Annotated in this window: 17 protein-coding genes; 6 read left to right on the top strand and 11 right to left on the bottom strand. The window is 59.7% G+C overall.

Annotated elements, in window-relative coordinates; genetic code table 11:
* Window positions 1-198 precede the first annotated feature (198 nt).
* Window positions 199-873 (top strand): type 1 glutamine amidotransferase domain-containing protein, encoded by a 675-nt coding sequence (locus K290_RS0116155; protein ID WP_028752891.1) that lies wholly within the window; start codon window positions 199-201, stop codon window positions 871-873.
* A 97-nt stretch (window positions 874-970) separates the two neighbouring features.
* Here the strand turns inward: K290_RS0116155 and K290_RS0116160 are convergent, their stop codons facing one another.
* The 8 genes from K290_RS0116160 to K290_RS0116195 form a co-directional block, all read right to left on the bottom strand.
* Complete coding sequence (locus K290_RS0116160; RefSeq protein ID WP_028752892.1) at window positions 971-3,313, bottom strand: cellulose synthase; 2,343 nt, start codon at window positions 3,311-3,313, stop codon at window positions 971-973.
* On the bottom strand, window positions 3,310-4,359 hold the full coding sequence (locus K290_RS0116165; protein WP_028752893.1) for a family 8 glycosyl hydrolase: 1,050 nt from the start codon (window positions 4,357-4,359) through the stop codon (window positions 3,310-3,312). The genes K290_RS0116160 and K290_RS0116165 overlap by 4 nt, the downstream gene beginning before the upstream one ends.
* Entirely contained in the window at window positions 4,356-6,824 is a 2,469-nt protein-coding gene (locus K290_RS0116170; protein WP_028752894.1) for a cellulose biosynthesis cyclic di-GMP-binding regulatory protein BcsB, read from the bottom strand. The genes K290_RS0116165 and K290_RS0116170 overlap by 4 nt, the downstream gene beginning before the upstream one ends.
* Window positions 6,824-9,013 (bottom strand): UDP-forming cellulose synthase catalytic subunit, encoded by a 2,190-nt coding sequence (gene bcsA, locus K290_RS0116175; RefSeq protein WP_028752895.1) that lies wholly within the window; start codon window positions 9,011-9,013, stop codon window positions 6,824-6,826. Before bcsA ends, K290_RS0116170 begins: the two co-directional genes overlap by 1 nt.
* Window positions 9,014-9,069: 56 nt before the next feature.
* Window positions 9,070-10,062 carry a cellulose biosynthesis protein BcsN gene (bcsN, locus tag K290_RS0116180; RefSeq protein ID WP_028752896.1) on the bottom strand — a complete coding sequence of 331 codons (993 nt, stop codon included), beginning with the start codon at window positions 10,060-10,062 and terminating at the stop codon, window positions 9,070-9,072.
* 497 nt (window positions 10,063-10,559) lie between these two features.
* Window positions 10,560-10,820, bottom strand: a complete 261-nt coding sequence (locus K290_RS0116185; RefSeq protein ID WP_028752897.1) for a DUF2312 domain-containing protein — start codon at window positions 10,818-10,820, stop codon at window positions 10,560-10,562.
* Window positions 10,821-10,917: 97 nt separating this feature from the next.
* The gene (locus tag K290_RS0116190) at window positions 10,918-11,223 is read right to left on the bottom strand and encodes a DUF1244 domain-containing protein (protein ID WP_028752898.1); all 306 of its coding nucleotides are present in this window, start codon (window positions 11,221-11,223) and stop codon (window positions 10,918-10,920) included.
* Between the two features lie 10 nt (window positions 11,224-11,233).
* Window positions 11,234-12,031: an N-formylglutamate amidohydrolase gene (locus tag K290_RS0116195; protein WP_028752899.1), complete on the bottom strand. Its 798-nt coding sequence runs from the start codon at window positions 12,029-12,031 to the stop codon at window positions 11,234-11,236.
* 205 nt (window positions 12,032-12,236) lie between these two features.
* Between K290_RS0116195 and K290_RS0116200 the strand changes: the two genes are divergently transcribed.
* The 5 genes from K290_RS0116200 (at window position 12,237) to K290_RS0116225 (ending at window position 17,589) form a co-directional block, all read left to right on the top strand.
* On the top strand, window positions 12,237-12,725 hold the full coding sequence (locus tag K290_RS0116200; RefSeq protein ID WP_028752900.1) for a DUF1036 domain-containing protein: 489 nt from the start codon (window positions 12,237-12,239) through the stop codon (window positions 12,723-12,725).
* Entirely contained in the window at window positions 12,725-14,164 is a 1,440-nt protein-coding gene (gene pyk / locus K290_RS0116205) for a pyruvate kinase (RefSeq protein ID WP_028752901.1), read from the top strand. Before K290_RS0116200 ends, pyk begins: the two co-directional genes overlap by 1 nt.
* A 332-nt stretch (window positions 14,165-14,496) precedes the next feature.
* A complete protein-coding gene (locus K290_RS0116215; protein WP_028752902.1) occupies window positions 14,497-15,891 on the top strand; it encodes a selenium-binding family protein in 1,395 nt (464 codons plus the stop codon).
* Between the two features lie 27 nt (window positions 15,892-15,918).
* A complete protein-coding gene (locus tag K290_RS0116220; protein WP_028752903.1) occupies window positions 15,919-16,548 on the top strand; it encodes a hypothetical protein in 630 nt (209 codons plus the stop codon).
* Between the two features lie 405 nt (window positions 16,549-16,953).
* Window positions 16,954-17,589, top strand: a complete 636-nt coding sequence (locus tag K290_RS0116225) for a LysE family translocator (RefSeq protein WP_028752904.1) — start codon at window positions 16,954-16,956, stop codon at window positions 17,587-17,589.
* 3 nt (window positions 17,590-17,592) lie between these two features.
* On the opposite strand, the gene K290_RS0116230 is transcribed toward K290_RS0116225, so the two are convergent.
* The 3 genes from K290_RS0116230 to K290_RS0116240 form a co-directional block, all read right to left on the bottom strand.
* Window positions 17,593-18,564 (bottom strand): threonine ammonia-lyase, encoded by a 972-nt coding sequence (locus tag K290_RS0116230; protein ID WP_028752905.1) that lies wholly within the window; start codon window positions 18,562-18,564, stop codon window positions 17,593-17,595.
* Between the two features lie 90 nt (window positions 18,565-18,654).
* Window positions 18,655-19,227: a DUF4865 family protein gene (locus K290_RS0116235; RefSeq protein WP_028752906.1), complete on the bottom strand. Its 573-nt coding sequence runs from the start codon at window positions 19,225-19,227 to the stop codon at window positions 18,655-18,657.
* A 2-nt stretch (window positions 19,228-19,229) separates the two neighbouring features.
* Window positions 19,230-19,625, bottom strand: a complete 396-nt coding sequence (locus tag K290_RS0116240; RefSeq protein WP_028752907.1) for a cupin domain-containing protein — start codon at window positions 19,623-19,625, stop codon at window positions 19,230-19,232.
* Window position 19,626 lies beyond the last annotated feature (1 nt).

The following is a 19,626-nucleotide window of genomic DNA, read 5'->3' on the forward strand; positions in this document are numbered from 1 at the left end:
GATAGTCGTACAATAGAATGCTTGCCAGGTTTGGTTCATCATCGTAGCGTTGGCGCGTAATTTATTCGCAGCCGCATAATTACGCATTGTCCCAAGCATCTATCCCTGTCGGCGTATCGAGCCGACGCGCTTACCGCACGCTTTCGCAGCCGACAGAACATCACGATATCCGGTAAATCCAAATCAGGAGTAATGCTGATGAGCAGGATTTTGATTGTGCTGACCTCGCATGACCAGCTTGGCAATACAGGAAGAAAGACGGGCTTTTGGCTGGAGGAGTTCGCGGCCCCTTATTACGTCTTCAAGGACGCCGGTGCGCAGATCACGGTGGCATCCCCCAAGGGTGGGCAGCCGCCGATCGATCCCAAAAGTGATGAGCCCGAAAATCAAACGCCGGCGATGACGCGTTTCAAGTCCGATAAGGCAGCCCAAGCCGTGTTGGCCGATACCGTCAAGCTCGCGAGCGTCAACGCTGCCGACTTCGACACCGTTTTTTATCCCGGTGGCCACGGTCCCATGTGGGACCTGGCGGAAGACAAGAAATCCATTTCTCTGATCGAAGATTTCTACAATTCGGGCAAGCCGGTTGCCGCCGTGTGCCACGCACCCGGAGTCCTCCGTCACGTGCAATATCAGGGGCAGCCCTTGGTCAAAGGCAAGCGCGTCACAGGGTTTACGGATAGTGAGGAGGAGGCGGTCCATCTAACCTCCGTTGTTCCCTTCCTCGTGGAGGATGAGCTGAAACGCCTTGGCGGCAAGTACGAGAAGGTCGCCGACTGGCAAAGCTTTGCCATTACCGATGGCCGACTGGTAACCGGCCAGAATCCGGCATCCTCGACGGCAGCGGCTCAGGCGTTGTTGAAGCTGCTTTGACGATCGGCGAATCGACGAGGCAATCGGGAGGGGTTCAGCTTTTCATGGAAACGCCGAACCCCTCTATCATTTGGCCAGCAAACTTGTGTTGCCAAAATCAGTCGCCGGGTCTCGGATGTGTTGCGAGCCTCAGATCATTAAGCCCGCGATTTCCGTCTTTGTTACCGGTTGCGGCCACCGCGGTGAATATCCGCTCGGCATCGTCGTACATTTTCAGATTGAGATAGCAGTAACCACGCAGAACCATAAGATCGATGCGTTCCTGCTGCAGTTGCGCGCGTTGATCCAGATAGATCAGAGTTTCTTGATAGCGCTTGGCGGAGAATGCCGTAAGCGCGCGATCGGCCAGGATAGCAACCTGCAACTCGGCGGCACGTTGGCGGCTGAGAGGAGCCTTGGCAGCGGCAACCGCCGCATTGTTCGCGAGGCCTGCCCGCAGGTAGGCGAGGCTTTGCCCGTAGGCTGCGTCTTCGCGCGTCTTGCCGGCGGAGCTGTTTAACGCGACCTCGAAGGCTTCGATCGCTTCCATCGGACGGTTGAGGTCCATGAGGCACCAGCCGCGGGACAGAGCATTCGCCGGGTTGAGGCGCTCGGCATTGATCGTCGTGGAGCAACCCCGCGGTCCGCGTGCGCTGCGTCGAACCGTCGTGATTTGTGTTTCAGGGCCGCCATATCCTGAACGCGCGGTCGTGCGCTGACGCGTGTTGGCGTTGGTCTCGGATGGCGCCGGTGAAGTCGTGAGCGGCTGCGAGCTGGTCGGAGCAACTGCCGTTTGCGGTATCGCCTGATTTGGTGAAGGCGGTGGTGCAGCGCCGATCTGCGCTTGAGGTGTGACCTCGCCGAGCCTGGCGATACGCTCAGAACGACCCGCCCACAGGCGTTGAATTTCAGCGACACCCTGCCGGTCATTCAACTGGTTGCGGGTGATGACCAGGCCATAGGCCGAGGGTTCGTCGTCCGGCTTCCAGCGCAGGGCGGTCTCGAACCAGCGTGCCGCAGTTTGCGGCTGGTTCAGCGAGCGCGCATACCAGCCGAATTCCTGTGCGGTCGGCACGTATTTTTGCTCGATGACTTCGGCGGCCATGCGGCTGAGCATATCTTCGCTGAGATTGGCCGGCGGCTGCAGCGCCATCACATTGGCGGTGGCCGCGAGATAGGTTGCCGTCGCGTCCTTGGAATCGTTACGCCATCTATACATGGCGTCCTCGGCTTCCTGCGGCTTGTGATCGGCGATCAGGATCAACGCCAATCCCTGCGAGGCCGAGGCGGTATCCTCCTTGCTCCGCGCTGCCCGGAACCATTTTTCCGCTTGATCGTGATTTTCCCGGCGCAGATGGTACCAACCAAGGAGCAAGGCATCGGACGCGAGACCCTGGGTCTCCGCCGCATGTTCGACTTGAGACAGGTACTCCGACGCCACGGATAGTTTCGAATCATCGTTGCCCTCGGCAACGAAGCGCCGTGCAAGGTCCGTACGGATGCTGTCGAATTCCCGGCCGCCATTGCCGTCGGGCTTTTCCAGCGCAAGAAGATCCTGCATGGGCTGATAGGATAACAGCGCCGACGCTTTTTGGACGGTTGCGAGCCTCTCCTGGGGATTGACGCAATTCTTGAGGATATAGACGTAAGCATCCTCGCCGCGGGCCGTCCGATTGGTTCTGATGAAGGCCTCCGCGACCCGCCACAAAATGTCGATGTCGCTGCAGGTAAGCAGGCTAGGCGTATTGGCGCCAATGTCGACCACGGTTGCATATTGTTTGAGATCGGACGCATTGACGAGACGCGCACGCGCTTCGGCGACGTCGAGGCGCTCCAGCAAGTCGGCAGGCGGTTGCCATCCGGTTTCTGCCGCCTGACGGTCCGCGATGGCTTTGCGTAGCTCGGCATAACGGCCTTCGGAATAGAGCTGCCACATGGCTTCGAGCTGCTTGTCGCTGTTTTGCGGGACCGCCAGCGGATCGGCCGGGGGTACCCAATCCGGATAAAGCGCTTGAAGGCGGGAAATTTCTGCTTGAAGCCTGGCCTTGTCGCCGTGGCTTGCGAAATAGCGAAGGGCGCTCTCGTCGACTTTTGGGTGCGGCGCGGGCTGCGGCGTGTTCGATTGAGGCGTTGCTTGAGCAACGGCACCCGATGCATCCGGCGCCGCTTGCGCAGCGGCTGACGTATCTGGTGTCGTTTGGGCAGGGGCCGGTGGAGTGTCCGACAGAACTGCGGAAGGTGCCGTCGCCTGGATGCGATCGGCAACAGTTTTCATATCAATCGGCGGCGGGCTGAAGGCTACATCCACCGGCTTGATGCTTCCGGTCTGGGTGATCTGGCTATCCGCACGATTTTGCGCAGCCAGTCCCAATCCCTCTTCGAGGCTGCCACGGTCTTTCATCGCGATGACAAGCCCTGCCACTGCGACTGCCACGGAAACCGTAAGTAGGGAGGATTTTATAAACACTCCGGATGTTTCTCCTCAACGAAAGCCAGGCCCAACAATTGCAGGGTCGACGGATAGTAGAGTGACGGCGCGAATTGCCGAACCGAAGCGGGCAGCTTCGCCCCGCTTGTTACACACGCCACAACATCGTTAACAATTCTATAACCCGGGTCCGTAAGTGGCTGTTTTGGCTTGCCTGTCTCCAGGTCGATCGTGGCCGGCTCATCGCCTTCGACCGTCATACCCGCCTGCAGCCGCGTCAACAGCGCCTTGTCGGAAATGCCCGCCCGCGCAAGGTAAAGCGGGACGCGAATCGCATTGTAACCGAATTCGGCATCGAAACCGTCAGCCGGTCTGGGCTTGCTGCGCAGGCTTACCCAGTCCGCGGGCAATTTTCGCGGTCCTATCTGCATCGACCGCAGTAGGGAGAGCCCGTCGTCGTTAAGTTTTTGCCATTCATCGGAAGGTACGAGCAGCGCCATAACGGGAATGGCTTCATAGACCCAGTAGGAGGGATTGATGACGGGGCCGTCTTCCCGTTCAGCGGCTCCATAGCCTTCGATGCCGGGCAGTAGCAGCGTCCGTCCGCCAGCATGGACGACGGCATGCGAAAGTAGCGCCTGCGCTATCGTTAGCGCCGCCTGCAGATAGTCTTTCTTGTTCCATGCCGATCCCGCCAGCGCCAGGGCATAGGCGATCAGCATATCGCCGTCGGAAGCATTGTTGGTGTCCGTCACATGGGGTGTGACGGCCGGGTCCCATTTCCAGGCGGCGAGACCATCGTCGCGCAGCAGCAGCTCGGTTCGCGTGAAATACCATATCTGTTCAAAATCGGCGGGACTGTTCGAAAGATAGGCAAGCAACAAGCCATAGCCTTGTCCTTCGCTGTGGCTGATATTGCCATTTCCGTTGTCGACGATGCGGCCGCTCGCATCGAGGAATTTCGCCTTGTAGGCAGCCCAAGCCTCGGGAGCGATGGCGGCGTGTTGTGCCGCAAGTGGCTGGCACATCGTCAAGAGAGCGATGCCGCCGGCAACCATCATGGTGCGCCAGCGCCTCATCCGCGTCTGCCGATCTTTGCGAGAATTCCGGACGTCGCAACGCCGATCAGCAAGAAGAGAATGATCAGCAGGAATGCGTAGGACAGGATGTTGGTCGAGAGCCAGTTCGCAGCAATCAGGCGGTAATTGGTAAATGACCAAGGCTGAGTCATGACGAAGTCGAAGCGGCTGACGGGTACCGTCTCGACCTTTCCGGTCTTGCCCGAATAAACGGTGATGTGACCGGCAATCTTCGGCCAATCGACCTGAGACGTTATGGCTTCGGCACCGGCTCTGAGGTCCTTTGCCGAGGGTGCGGTGACGATCGTCCAGGAGGATTCACCTGTGGCGCTCGTTCCCTGGGCAATCATGAAGCTGTTGATATTCGAGGGCGTGAAGACCCGCTCGGCACCGGGCATGAACTGCAGTGAACTCAGCGAGATATCGAAATTGCGGCGCATCCAATCCTGAAATCGTGAAATCTGGTGCTGCAACACGCCGCCGCCAATTCTCGATCGCCACTCGTCGAATGTAACTGCCGTTTCCGGCTGGCCGCCTTGCCCTGATGTGACCGGGCGCCAGGATGCCTGGCTGGCCGTCGCGATATTCATTTGCGACAAGGCGGTCGTCGGCATCTGCGAAATCGAGCCTACGAAGATTGCATCGCGATTTCCGACGCCACTCGGTGAGGCGATCAGATCCAGGTCGATGGGATGTCCTGCGACCACCGCCATTTGCCCCAGCAATGTTGCCGTTGCCGACAAGGTATCGGTATCGGTACGGTCGATGAAAAGAGCCACCGGCATAAGACCGCGGTTGTAAGGGTAGCTCGTGCCGGCCAGCGCTGCGAGATTGGGACGTTGGGCGACCCTGGCGAAATCCGGCATATGAAATTGGCTAGTGTCGAAAAGTGCGAAACGCGGCGTTGTGCTGGAGGTGGTGGCGGGCACGCAGGCTTGGTCTTCGTTGGTCAGCAACATCGCTTCCAGCGTCACGGTGTTGAGGCCGGGTTTGAAGTGGCGCATCGTCACGCGAATGGGCAGGTGCCTGAAAATGCCGCCACCGGTCGCGGTAATCGGCTTCGTCGTGGCGATGCTGCCATTGACATAGACGTCGATATGGCTTCCCGGCAAAACGTTTTTCGCATAGGCGGCATCAAGCAGGATGGTCGCTTCGCCATAGGCATTGGCATAAAAGTCGGACGGGATTGCCACATTGAAGCTGGTGTGGAAGCGGCGCCCGGAAAACTCCGTCGTATTGATACCCAATTGCGAGAAGGAGAGATTCGTATCCGAAAACAGGAACGGCGCATCCGGCGCGGTCCAGCGCTGGGTTACCAGCGTATCGCGGCGGACGGTCGGGTCTCGGTCTGTCGGCGAGACGATGGTATCGATTGCGCCGGAGACTGCCTGCCAGGATGGTCCGCTGATGAGAAGGATCGTCGAGCCCGTGCGTGGGTCCTTGACGAAGGTTGCCAATGCGGCGGTCTGTGCTGCAACGGGTGCCGAAAACAAGGGTTGCAGTTCGGCGGGCGTCCCGACGAGTACCGTCATCTTTCCGGGACCGGGTGGGGGTAGCGAGTCCGTGCTGAACGAGAAGGTTTCATTCGGCATTCCGCTCAACAGCGAGAGGCCCTGGGCCAGCCGCAGCAGCGGTTTTGTGGTGCCTGGCTGCGCCAGAGCCGGCACGACGAGATTGAATTCGGTCTTGCCGGCACCATCGACGCCGATTGCCCGGATTGCGTCCGTACTCGACAGTCTTTGCGCATCCTGTTCGCCAAAGCTCAGATAGGTTTTTGCCGGATCGATATCGGACCAAAGTTCGTAGGTCGATTGGATGTTGCAATCGGTGCGGTGGCGCTGTGTCGCCTCGAAGGTCACCACATTGGCGCCTGGCTGCAGCAGACCGTGCGGGATGTCGAAACTGATCGCAGAGGCGCTGTCCGGCGATCCGATCTGCTGTTGGCCGATTGGGCGATTGTTGAGAAAGATGGTCAGTTGCGAAGCCTCGGGCGCAACGACGACGGCATTCTGATAGGCGAAATTGAACTTCGCCGGAGCGGCGGCCTGTTCGGGCGTGAGATAGATCGACCAGGATTTCCGATCATATTCGCCTTGTAGTCGAAAATCTGTGAACGGCACCACATACCGCCGAAAATCAGCAGCCGCGGGCGTTGCGATAACCTGTTTTACCGCCGGAATGGTCTGTGCCGGGATGACGGGCATGGTCGCCTGCGGCGGGTCCATCTGCGGCTTGCTTGTTTTGGGTGTGGTCGCTTGCGGCGTCGCCACTTGCGGCGTGGCCACCTTTGGCGTGGTCACCTGCGGAGTGGTAGTTTGCGGTGCCGTGGGCCGCGGTATCACGGTTTCCGGCACGATCGGCTTAGCACCTTTCGGCCGTTCGCCAGACATGTCGAAAGGCGCCGTCTGAGCATGGGCAATCGTGGCGCCAAGCAGGAAAATCAGCGCTGAAAGGAGGCTTTTCATCAATTGCTCGCCTTTACCCCTTGCTGCTCCGCCTCACCTTCGGATCGCATGCTTCGGAAAAGATAAAGCAGACCGCGGCTTGTTTGATAAAGCGACAGGCCCAGAAACCATATCGTTCCGCGAATGATACCGGGATTGCGACGGCGAGCCTGCTGGAACTGCGTCCATTGATCGGAATTTGCAAACACCAGATCCGCAATCAGACGGTGATCCAGAGCGCCTTTTGGAACATACTGACAGCCAATTGTCGTTATCTCGCCGGTTCGTTGGATGTTGCGCACGATAACCGGCAGCGTTTCCATTTCCGCACCGCTGTAGGGCTGAAAGCGAAGCGCTCCCTCCGCACCAACGATTACCGGATCAAGCTCCTTGTTGAAGACGTTCAGCCGCGCGCCGTGAACGGAAACGTCCTCGATCGAGGCGGAATTCCACTTGCCGTTGACGCCGAATTCGCTGCGGCGATTGACCCTGACGCGGCGCGAGGATGATCGCTCGCCACGCTCGGAGACAACGCCAAGTGCGCAGCCGGACAAGATCAGATTGATCATGTTCCATCCGCCGACGACAAGCGTCACATCCGCTTTATAGGGTTCGGCATAGATGCGGTATATCGTTACCGCAACCGCGATGATCTGGACAGCGAAAATCACGAAGAAAGGGCGGCTGATTTCTGAAAGACGGCTGGTCGAAATCGATTCGTCCTTCGCCGTAACCTTGAAAGTCGGCTTTCGCGGATTGAGCATGACCGAAATGACGGCGGGCAGTAGATGCACCGTCTGGACATATTCGTAGAGTTCCGAAATCCACGGCCAGCGGAAGGAGCCGTAGAGATAGTTCTGCATCATGAGGTTCACGAGCATATAGGCAAGCGTATAGGCCAGGAATTCGCCGCCGGACGCCGTGAAGATTTCGAGATCGAAGAACAGATAGAAGAGCGGTGCGAACAGGAAAATGGTGCGCGGAAAGGGAAAGAGCCAGAAGAGCGTGGACGACATGTAGCAAAGACGTTGCGGCAGCGAGAGGCCGCGCTTCAGCAGCGGGAAGCGGAAGCGGAGGATTTGCATCATGCCCTGCGCCCAGCGGCTCCGCTGGCCGATGAAGCTCGCAAAGGTCGCGGGCTGCAAACCGGCGATGAGCGGCTTGTCGACATAAATGCTGTTCCAGCCGCTGCCATGGAGGGCCAATGCGGTTTCGCAGTCCTCGGTAATGCTGATCCCGCTGAAGCCCTTCTGGGATTCCAGCGCAGCGCGGCTCAATACAGCCGCCGAACCGCAAAAGAAGGCGGCGTTCCATTTGTCCAAGCCACGCTGAATGATGCCGTAGAACATCTCGTTCTCGCTCGGCATGTTGTCGAATGTCCGAAGATTGCGCTCCAGCGGATCGGGATTGATGAAGAAATGCGGCGTCTGGACGAGAAAGAGCTTCGGATCGTCCTCGAAATAACCGACCGTTTCGAGCAGGAAATCGCGGGCCGGCGCATGGTCGGCGTCGAAGACGGCGATCAGGTCGCCCTTCGAATGCTTCAAACCGTTGTTGAGATTGCCGGCCTTGGCATGCTCGTTGCGATCACGGGTCAGATATTCGACATCGAGATCGTCGCAAAGCTGCTTGAGTTCGTCATGGCGCGCAATCGCGGTCTGCGATTCCAAAAGTTTGGTGGAATTGCGCTTCTGCAAAGTGCCGCCGTCGTCGAGCAGCCAAACCTTGAGCTTGTCGGCTGGATAATCCATCGCCTTGGCAGAAGCGAGCGTATTGGCGAGAAGCTTGGTGTCCTCGTTATAGGACGGGACGAAAACGTCGACGGATGGATATTGCTGTACTTTCGATGCGCGGCCGACGCGTGGGGGCAGGGGCGTCGCAACGATGAAAAGGCTGAGCATCAACATGGCGACGTTGTACATTTCCGCCAGATAGAGCAGCAGACCAGGAATGAAGTTTTCCGGCTGATTGGCGGGCGGCAGCGTATTGGTCGTGCGCCAATAAACGTAGCGCAAGACGATCGATGTGCCGAAAGCAAGCGCGATCAGCCGCCAGGTTCCCTGCGCCTTAAGGATCTTGATGATCGCCATGAAGGTAACGACAGCAGTGCTCGCGATGAGCTGAGTTTGCAGGTTGACCGGCAATGTGATGAGGACGATTCCGCACAGGGAAACCACAATCCACATCAAGATGCTTCGCGCTTTATGCATCTACGTCCCTTCAATGGCGCTGAGCCGAGCGCCTGTCGACGCTCCCAAGTTATTCATTATCTCTGGCAGGCAGCGTTCGAAGCCGCGTCGCCGATACAGTCTGGCGATGGTACAACCGTACCGCTCGGGGCCGTCATCCTTGGCTGAACCCGCCCCGGTATCGGTGCCGGCACGGTTGTGACACCTGTCTGAGGCACACTGCCTTGCGGATCGGGCAATGGCACGCGAGGACCGACTGCCTGAGGTGCAGCCACGGTGGCGGCAGCTGGCGGCTGGACCGTGGTCTGACGCCTGACGATTGCGGGACGAACGACAACGGGGCGCGGTTCGTAGCCGATGGGCGTCCCTCTGCTGCGGTAACCGCCCGCGTCCGGATAAATCGGATCGCCAGGGCGACCGAGCGAGGCATCGGCTCCTCGCGGGGCACCGTAGGGGTTCAGGGCCGCATTTTCGAAGCCGCCGGCGATTGTGTAGCCGTAGACGGTGCTCAGGAGTTCCCGCTCCGTTTCATGCGCATCGCAAAGCCGGAGCCTGACCTGGACCATGCTGAAATTGCGCTGCTCTACGGGCGCGGACCGACCCGCCTGGATTTGCTGCCAGGCGTAAATGCAGGTATCGCCCGCCCGGCTCTGGCCCGAAGCATAACCGAAGGGGCCGTAGCTGTTCTGTACGAAGGTTGCGGAGCGAGCGAGCCGGACGCCAGGTATCGTCGCAGCCATCTCACGCGAGATCGCGCCTTCGCTGATCATTTTATAGGGCGTGCTGCCCAATCCCGGGTTCGATCCGGTCCCGCCGAGAAACTGCACCTTGAGGAAGTTCTGGCCGGGAACGGACGATGACGTGGAGAGCGAAATCGTCTGTTCCACATCATCCTTATGCTTGCGTTCGACCACATTGACGATGGCAGGGCCGCCGGGCGGCGGGAATGCCAATGCTTTCTCGTTGGGAACGGTTTCTGCACCAGCCGATTGCCGCACTCCGCCCGTTGTCGTGCAACTGGTCCCCAAAACGGCCAATGTGACGAGCGCTATTATTTTGACAAAGTGCATCTTTGGGATCGCGGCAACCGTTTATCGTTATATTCGCGGGCAAATTACGCGACGCTTTCTGAAATCAAGCCCCTGAGATCGATATTTACGTTAAGCGCAATTATAGTTAACTATCAATTAACAAAGCGAAGATTAGGGAAATCTAAGGAGCGGAAGCGGCAGTTTCCCCCTATTCCAATGCATTTGCAGCACAATTGGACAAGATGATCGACGCCAAATGGCGTTCGCGGCCTTGCCGTGCAGCCATGGCGCTCCGCTGACCGGTGCCGCTATTGTGAGAGGCAGTGCGGTCGGAGCAGGCGATCTTAAAGGGAAGAATTGGTTCTCGAACGGCTAACGTATCTTCGCCACGCGCTGCAGTGAGCAGGGTGGCGAGAGAACCTGGCTGCGAAGGAAAACAAGAATTCGAAGTCTTGCGGAGAGCACCAAGCCTGGGTGTTGTCGAACTGACAAGAAGGTATCAGGCGGCCCCAAGTGCCGGCCGCCCGAAGCAGTGATCATTCCATTCCAAGCGCGGCCATGTAGGTCTGAAGGATGGATTCTTCCTCAAGGCGCTCATTGGCGTCCTTCTTGCGCAGCCGGATGATTGTCTTCATCGCCTTGGTGTCGTAGCCACGGCCTTTGGCTTCCCCGAACACGTCCTTGATGTCGTCGGCGATCGTCTGCTTCTCTTCTTCCAGCCGCTCGATGCGCTCGATGAACTGGCGGAGTTCTGCCGCCGCTACGTTGACCTCGCCGGTCGTGGCCACTTCTTCCATGTGTCGTATCCTCTCTTGAGCCTTGAGGCCTGAATTCGATGGGCCGTTGACCTGCCGTGAATGGAGCGCGAGGTCAAGTCGTCTCGATGGAAGTGGCCTATTCTTTCGGCTTGTTCTGCTCAAAGGCGGCTTTTTGCACAGCGGAAGCCTCCGCCTGATGCAGGTTTTTCCAGTCTTCGTAGGGCATGCCGTAGACCATTTCGCGCGATTCGTCCTTGGTCACCGGCAGACCCGCTTCTTCGGCCGCCTCGCGATACCAGTTGGACAGGCAGTTGCGGCAGAAGCCGGCGAGGTTCATCAGGTCGATGTTCTGAACGTCGCTGCGCTTGCGCAGATGCGCGACAAGGCGACGGAAGGCTGCTGCCTCCAGTTCGGTCTGCTGTTCTTTGGTGAGCTCGGTCATCTCTGTTTCCTCAAGCGTCGTCATACGGGCCGGTACGCGACGGGTAGCGTTTGTATTGGTGCAGCGCCGGGTCATCGTTCATCACCGAAAAGATCGGTGCCAGCCGCTCGGCCCATTCGCGGATGCCGGCTTCGTCGCCGATCATATCCTGGCGGACTTCCAGCAGCGCATGCGGAATGCCCTTGACCATGCAATGGCGGTACATAGTGTCGTTCCGAAGCGCTCCGTCATAGGGCTCGTTGTCGCCTATAACGAGATTGGTGTCGGCACCGAGCTTTGCAAGAAGCGGCAGCACGGCGCGCTCGTCGCTGTCCCAGAGCACGCTCGCATGCCAAGGACGGGGGACGCCCTTCCAAGCCGGTGTAAAGGAATGCAGCGAGAGCACCAGCGGCGCCTTGCCCGTCGCCTCGGCGACCGATGAGATCGTCTCATCCACGGCGCGGTGATAAGGCCGGTGGAAGGCTTCGATGCGGTAATTCCACTCTTCCTCGGTGATCGGATGATTGCCCGGGATGATCGCCCCATCGGAAATTTTCATGATCAGGGTCGGGTCGTCCTCGCCGCGGTTGGGATCGATCAGCAGGCGGGAAAAGCCGCCGAGCACCGAGGGCGCGCCGAGCCGCGCCGACAATTGGCGGCAAAGACCCTCGATGCCGATGTCATAGGCGATATGCCGCGAAAACGCGGTTTCGGGCAGGCCGAGCCGCCCATAGCGTTCGGGAAGGTGCCGCATTGCATGATCGCCGAGGATGACCATGCCTTTGTCACGATTGCCGGATATGATTTCAAAAGATGTGAAGTCATTCATGTGGATTGTCGATTACCGCATTTTTCAGCCCGTTGTTTGATTGCATGGGCGGGCAGAAGGTGCAAGGCTCGGCCTATCGATCGGCGAGGTGCGGGCCGTAAGGTGCTGCCACTATTCCGTGAAGAAAATATAATCGATTAGAGTTGCGTTGACATTCGTGGGATGGCAGCGCAAGAAGACGCAACAACGAATAACCGGGAGCCCATTGGAAGCCGTGTCCAGCCAAGTCGCGCCAAGTTTCGTTACGCGGTCAGGGCCGCTTGCCCGATTCGCATTTTTCATCCTTGCCGCCGCCGCGCCGTTTTTCTTCATGCCAAATGCAGCCCATGCAGATTTCCGCGTCTGCAACGGTACGCAGAATCTCGTGGGTGTGGCGATCGGCTATCGTGCGAAGGAAGGCTGGGTGACCGAGGGATGGTGGCAGGTTCCGGCCACCACTTGTGCCACTTTGATCGAAGGGCCGCTTCAGTCCCGCTATTATTACCTCTACGCAGAAGATGCAGCTCGCGGCGGCCGCTGGACGGGCGATATCGAAATGTGCGTGGCGGAAAATGAATTCAAAATCCCAGGCGTGAAAGATTGCTACGCGCGCGGCTACCAGAAAATGGGATTCAAGGAATACGACACGGGGCGTCAGGCGAGTTGGATGGTTCAGCTCTCCGATACCCCGGGCAGCCAAGAAAGCCAGAATTGATGAAACGCAACCGAAAAGTCAAAATCCTAGCGACGCTCGGCCCGGCTTCCTCCGAAGAGGAGATGATCCAGAAGCTGCATGAGGCCGGTGCCGACCTGTTCCGCATCAACATGAGCCATGCCAGCCATGACCTGATGCGCACGCTGATCCAGCGTATCCGCGCCGTCGAGGCCCGCTGTGGTCGTCCGATCGGCATTCTCGCCGACTTGCAGGGTCCCAAGCTGCGTGTCGGTAAGTTTGCCCAGGGTAAGGTCGATCTCAAGCCCGGCCAGACCTTCACGCTCGACAACAACGATACGCCCGGCGACGATACACGCGTGTTCCTGCCGCATCCGGAAATCCTGGAGTCGGTCCAACCCGGTCATCGGCTGTTGATCGACGACGGCAAGCTCGCGCTTCGCGCTGAAAAGTGCGACGGCAAGAGCATTGTCACGACCGTCATTTCCGGTACGAAGATTTCCGACCGCAAGGGCGTCAGCCTGCCGGATACGCTGCTTGGCGTTGGCGCTCTGACCGACAAGGATCGCACCGACCTCGACGCCGTGCTTGCCACCAACGAAGTCGACTGGGTGGCGCTTTCCTTCATCCAGCGTCCGGAAGATCTGTCTGAAGTCCGGAAGATTTCGCGCGGCCGCGTCGGTCTCATGTCGAAGATCGAGAAGCCGCAGGCCGTCGAGCGCATCGAAGAAATCATCGAGCTTTCCGACGCGCTGATGGTCGCCCGTGGCGATCTTGGCGTCGAAATGCCGCTCGAAGCCGTTCCCGGCATCCAAAAGCAGTTGATCCGCGCCTGCCGTCGTTCCGGTAAGCCGGTCGTCGTCGCCACGCAGATGTTGGAATCGATGATTTCGTCGCCGGTTCCAACCCGTGCCGAAGTCTCCGACGTCGCCACCGCGGTGTTCGAAGGCGCCGACGCCGTCATGCTGTCGGCCGAATCCGCTTCGGGCGACTATCCGATCGAAGCCGTGTCGACTATGGCTTCGATCGCCAGCACCATCGAGCGCGAGCCGCACTATCCGGGCATCATCTACGCCCAGCGCGCGCAGCCGGAAGCAACCGGCGCCGATGCCATCTCGCTCGCTGCCCGTCAGATCGCCGAGACGCTGAAGCTTGCCGCCATCGTCTGCTATACTTCGTCAGGCACGACCGGCCTGCGCGCCTCGCGCGAGCGCCCGCAGGTTCCGATCCTGGCGCTGTCGCCGATCATCCAGACGGCCCGCCGTCTATCGGTGGTCTGGGGCATGCACTGTGTCGTCACCCATGATGCGACAGACCTTGACGACATGGTCAACAATGCCTGCCGCATCGTCGCCGAAGAAGGCTTCGGCAAGCCTGGTGACCGCGTCATCATCTCGGCGGGCGTGCCGCTCGGTACCCCCGGCGCGACCAACATGCTGCGCATCGCCTATATCGGTTCGGACGGCCAATCGGGCGTATAACCCCGGATTTTACGAGTCGAAGCCCGCTGCCTGAGAAGGTGGCGGGCTTTTCTGCGCTATCGGGTCGCTACAGCCACGGTGCAAATCCAAGTCTTGAATGCCCCGACCGCTACCGCGAGACCGGCAGTGAAAAAGGCTGCCCAAACGCGCCTTTATCTGAGATAATCGCGTGGGGAGGATTGCGTCTGCGGCTATTCAGCCGCGAGAACGATCTCGAAATCGATATCCCATTGAAGCATTTGATCCTGCCCCGTCGGCAGCGATGAGCCTGCTGTCGGCAAGCATCCAGCGAACATTTTCGTTGTTCAGCAAACGCGCCAGGAGCACTTCACATGGTCACGTGGAAACCCGATCCAAGCTTTTATCCGTCACCGCGCATGGCCATGAAGGCCCCGCCGGAGACCCTTGCCTACGTCGTCGCCTTCGACCCGACGCGAGCGGTTCCGGACGAGCTCGCGGTCGTCGATGTCGATCCCAAATCCACCTCTTACGGTCAGATCGTGACCTCTGTCGCGATGCCCAATGTCGGTGACGAGCTGCATCATTTTGGCTGGAACGCCTGCTCATCCTGCCTTTGCCCGAATGCGCCGCATCCGCATGCGGAGCGCCGCTATCTGGTCGTGCCGGGATTGAGGTCCTCGCGCATCCACATCATCGACACCAAGCCCGATGGCCGGAAGCCATCGATCGTAAAGGTCATCGAACCTGGCGAAGTCGCCGAACGAGCCGGATATTCGAGACCCCATACCATTCACTGCGGACCGGAAGGGATCTATGTCGCAGCGCTTGGCAATGCCGAGGGGAAGGGGCCGGGCGGCGTGTTCCTCATGGATCATGAGACGTTCGATGTGCGCGGCCAATGGGAAATGGATCGCGGACCGCAACAGCTTTCCTATGACGTCTGGTGGCACCTTGGTCACGATACGCTCGTCACCAGCGAGTGGGGCACGCCGGATACGTTCGAAAATGGCCTGATCCCAGACATCCTGCTCGGCGCGAAATATGGCCGCCGCCTGCATTTCTGGGATCTGCACAAGCGCAAGCATCTGCAGACGATCGATTTCGGCGATAAGTACCAGCTCGTATTCGAACTCAGACCTGCGCATGACCCGACCAAGGCCTATGGTTTCGTCAATTGCGTTCTCAGTCTCGAGGATCTCTCCTCCTCGATATGGGTCTGGCATCGTGACGGTGAAAAGTGGGCGGTGACAAAGGTGATCGACATTCCCGCGGAACCCGCCGATCCCGAGCAGTTGCCGCCGATGCTCAAGGGTTTCAAAGCCGTGCCGCCGCTCGTCACCGATATCGATCTTTCGATGGACGACAGATTTCTCTACGTCTCTTGCTGGGGAACCGGAGACCTGCATCAATACGATGTGTCCGATCCGTTCAAGCCGAAGCTGACGGGCAAGGTCCGGATCGGTGGCATCATTTCGCGCGCTTCGCACCCGGGAGCGAAGACCGGTGCGCTGAATGGCGGTCCGCAGATGGTCGAGATCAGTCGCGACGGTCGCCGCGTCTATTTCACTAACTCGCTTTACGGCGCGATCGACGAGCAGTTCTATCCCGAAGGCCTTTCCGGCTGGATGGTGAAGCTTGATGCGGGAGAGGACGGTGGCATTGCCTTCGACGAGAAATTCTTCGTCGAGTGGCCGAAGTCGCACCGTCCGCATCAGGTCCGCCTGCAGGGTGGAGACTGTTCGTCGGATTCCTATTGCTATCCGTAAGCGAAGGTCAGCCGGACGGGGCGCCCCATGAACGAACTCTGGCCTTGGGTGCTGCTGGCGGGATTGGGAGCCTTTCATGGTCTCAATCCCGCGATGGGATGGTTGTTTGCCGTGGCGCTCGGCGTTCACCGGCAGAGTTCCGCCGCGGTAGTCAAAGCGGTCCCTGCCATCGCCCTTGGCCACGCCGTGTCCGTCGCACTGGTAGCTGGAGCGGTGGTTGCCGTCGGTCTTTTCGTGGATCAGGGCGCTGTGCGCTTGGTCACCGGGGTGGGCCTCGTCGCTTGGGCTATCTGGCATCACTTCTATGGACACCGGCACCGCGTTCGCATCGGCATGCGTACCGGGCTTGCAGGCCTGGTGCTCTGGTCGTTCCTGATGGCGACGGCTCACGGTGCGGGGCTTATGCTCCTGCCGGCCCTGATGCCGCTCTGTCTTACGGGATCGCCATTGCATGACGTCGGCGGGGATGCGTCCGCGGCGATAACGGTGGCAGCGGTGGGCGTCCATACGCTTGCGATGTTGGCGGTCACAAGTCTCGTCGCGCTGGCGGTCTATCGCTGGGTCGGGCTCGAAATATTGCGTAGCGCCTGGATCAATGTGGATCTCGTTTGGACGCTGGTTCTGCTTGGCACCGGTACCGTGCTGTTGATCTTGTAGCGGAGGCGAGCTTGATTGGTCGCTGCACTGGCGGCCAGGGTTGCGGAGCTGGGGAATAGTCTCCGGCGATGAGGTCGAGGAGAATGCGGGACCCCCCTCTGTCACTTTCGTGACATCTCCCCCATAAGGGGGGAGATCGTTGGGAGTTTGCTGCCCCTCCCGTTAAAGCAATCAGCCTCAATTGCAGCGGACTCGATGATAGTTTGAAGCGAAAGACTTGCTACGAGTTACCAATCTCCCCCCTTGTCTTGTGGGGGAGATGTCACGAAGTGACAGAGGGGGGTATCAGAGGTGCGGCATATTCGATGTTGATGGTAAGCAGGGTGCGAGCACAGGGATAGCAAAGCACATGCTTGCCAAGCATGGCGGTGCATGCAAGTTTCCGACAACCATGGAGAGGAAATCATGCACATTGCCACGCTGCTTGCTTTTGCCACTGTCTCCTTCATCGGCATCGCCACGCCGGGGCCGACTGTGCTTCTGGCGTTGACCAACGGTTCGCGTTACGGCGTGCGCCGGGCGCTCGCTGGCATGATTGGCGCCGTGCTGTCGGACTTTGTGCTGATCGGCGCGGTCGCTATCGGGCTCGGCGCGTTGCTGGCGGCCTCGGAATTCTGGTTCTCCGTGCTGAAATGGGCGGGTGCCGCCTATCTCGCCTTTCTCGGCATCATGATGCTGCGTTCCAAGGGAACGATCGACGGCATGCTCAAAACTTCTGCAGGGCAGGGGAAGGGCACGCTGCTGTCCATCGGGATGAAGAGCTTCATGGTCGCGGTGACCAATCCCAAGGGTTATCTGTTCTTCTCGGCCTTTTTGCCGCAGTTCATCGATCCGGGTGCGCCGCAGATGCCGCAATATGCCGTCCTCGCGCTGCTCTTCGCCTCGCTCGATTTTATGATCATGTTCGGTTATGCCGCCTTCGGATCGCAGGCCGTGCGGTTCCTCAAGACGGAAGGCACGAAATGGCTGGAACGCGCCTGCGGCGGCGCGCTCCTGGCTTTGGCCGGCTCGCTGGCGCTTTATCGCCGCGCGACGAGTTGAATTTTAGTGTCGATGCAGCGCCGTCTCGAAGACGTCCGTGTCGACATTGCCGCCTGAGGTCACCGCGATGACCGTGTCGCCGTCGATCTCTTTGCCATGGAAGAGGGCCGCGGCCAGCGCCACGGCGCCGCCGGGCTCGACGACGATCTTGAGGCGGGTGAAGGCCAGCGCCATAGCCTCCAGCGCTTCCTCATCGGTTACGACCAGACCGGGGCCGCAGAGGCGCTTCAGGATCGGAAAGGTGATGTTGCCAGGTTGCGGCGTGATGATGGCGTCGCAGATCGAGCCTTGCAGGGCAGCGTTGCGTTCAATGTTGCCGGAGGCGAGGGAGCGTGTCGTGTCGTCAAAGTTCTTGGGTTCGCAGGGACGGACCTTGAAGCCGGGGGCACGGGATTCCAGAGCCAACGCAATTCCCGAAGTGAGTCCGCCGCCGCCGCAGGGGACGAGCACGGTTGCGGCATCGATGCCCTCTTCGGCTGCCTGTTCGGCGATTTCCAACCCGGTCGTTCCCTGACCGGCGATGACAAGTGGTTCGTCGAAAGGCTTGATCAGCGTCAGCCCGCGCTCCTTGGAGAGCCGCGCACCGATCTCGTCACGATCCTCCTTGATGCGGTCATAACGCACGACTTCGGCGCCGAAAGCGCGGGTATTGGCGATCTTCAGCTTCGGTGCATCCGTCGGCATGACGATGACGACGGGAATGCCGTGCAGTTGCGCGGCGAGCGCCACGCCCTGAGCATGATTGCCGGAGGAAAAGGCGATGACACCTCTGGCGCGCACGGAGGGCTCCAGCCCCGCAACCGCCGACCAGCCGCCCCGAAACTTGAAGGAGCCGGTATGCTGCAGGCATTCCGCTTTCACGAACAGCCGCCGCCCGGCGATTTCGTCGAGGAAAGGAGAGGAAAGCAGGGGCGTGCGCCGGGCGCGGCCGTCGAGGCGGTCGCGCGCGGCTTCAATCATTGCAATATCGACCATGGAGGGAACACTCTTCTGCTGCGGAAAGGCTGTTCAATCCATAAAGCGCCGCGGTCCGCTTTAAAACAACGACTTTGTCCCGGTGACACTTCAACCGGCATCCGACAAGGATAGGTGGCCGACATCGTAGGCCTGGACGCCCGGCCTCAGAACGTCTTTTGGCAGATCGGCAAGCAGACGGAAACGCACCCGCGTCCAACTGGTCGGTTCGAAGGCGACGACGGAGGCAAGCGCTTCGCCGCTGGCGACTTCGCCAGCCGCTTCATCGCTTTCGCGCTGACGAATCTCGGCAAGCGGCACATAGGGCCCCGTTTGAAAGATCTCGCGGATGGCGAACCGGGCATTTTGAATATCGGGCGAGATGTCGGCGCGCCAGACGACCCAGGTCTTCACCTGCTGCCAGCCGAAACTCTGCGTCACCCCGGCAAAGCCCGGACCGCAGATGAAGTTGCTCAAGCCCTCGTCCTTCTCCCAGACATAGAAGGGCGAATAGAGATTCTCGCGACTTCCCGTCCTGGCATCGCCTTTCCGGGCGGAGAGATAGGCCTTGAACTTCAGACCCGGAAAGTTGTCGAGCATTGGCCCCTTGCCGCGGATGCGGCGATCGATGATCGCCATGTCGTAGTCGGCAGGCAGGGTGAAGCTGTATTGCATGGCGATCATGGTCAATCCTCCAGCCAGGTCACGGCGTCGCCGTTCTGTTGAGCCTGGATGCTGATATAGGCGAAAGTGCTGTCCAGCGTTGCGCCGTGTCGGTGACGCTCGCCGGGTGCGAAAGTGATGCAATCGCCGGCGCGCAGTTCCTCGGCCAGTTCGTTGTCGCGCTGCGCAAGGCCAACACCCGACAGAACATAGAGGATCTGTCCGTGCGGATGGGTGTGCCAGCGTGTCATAGTGCCGGGTTCGAGCGTGCAGCGCATGGCCGTGAGCCGACCGTCTTCGTTGTCCTGCACCAGCATTTCCACCCAGAAGGGCGCATTGGCGATGCCTTCCGGAGACCGCTGGATAGCGGTGCCGGCGCGGTGGATCGGAAGCGGCTGTCGAATGCTTGTCCGGTTCATC

The sequence above is a fragment of the Rhizobium leucaenae USDA 9039 genome, assembly GCF_000426285.1.
In the GTDB taxonomy this organism is placed as follows: Bacteria; Pseudomonadota; Alphaproteobacteria; order Rhizobiales; family Rhizobiaceae; genus Rhizobium; species Rhizobium leucaenae.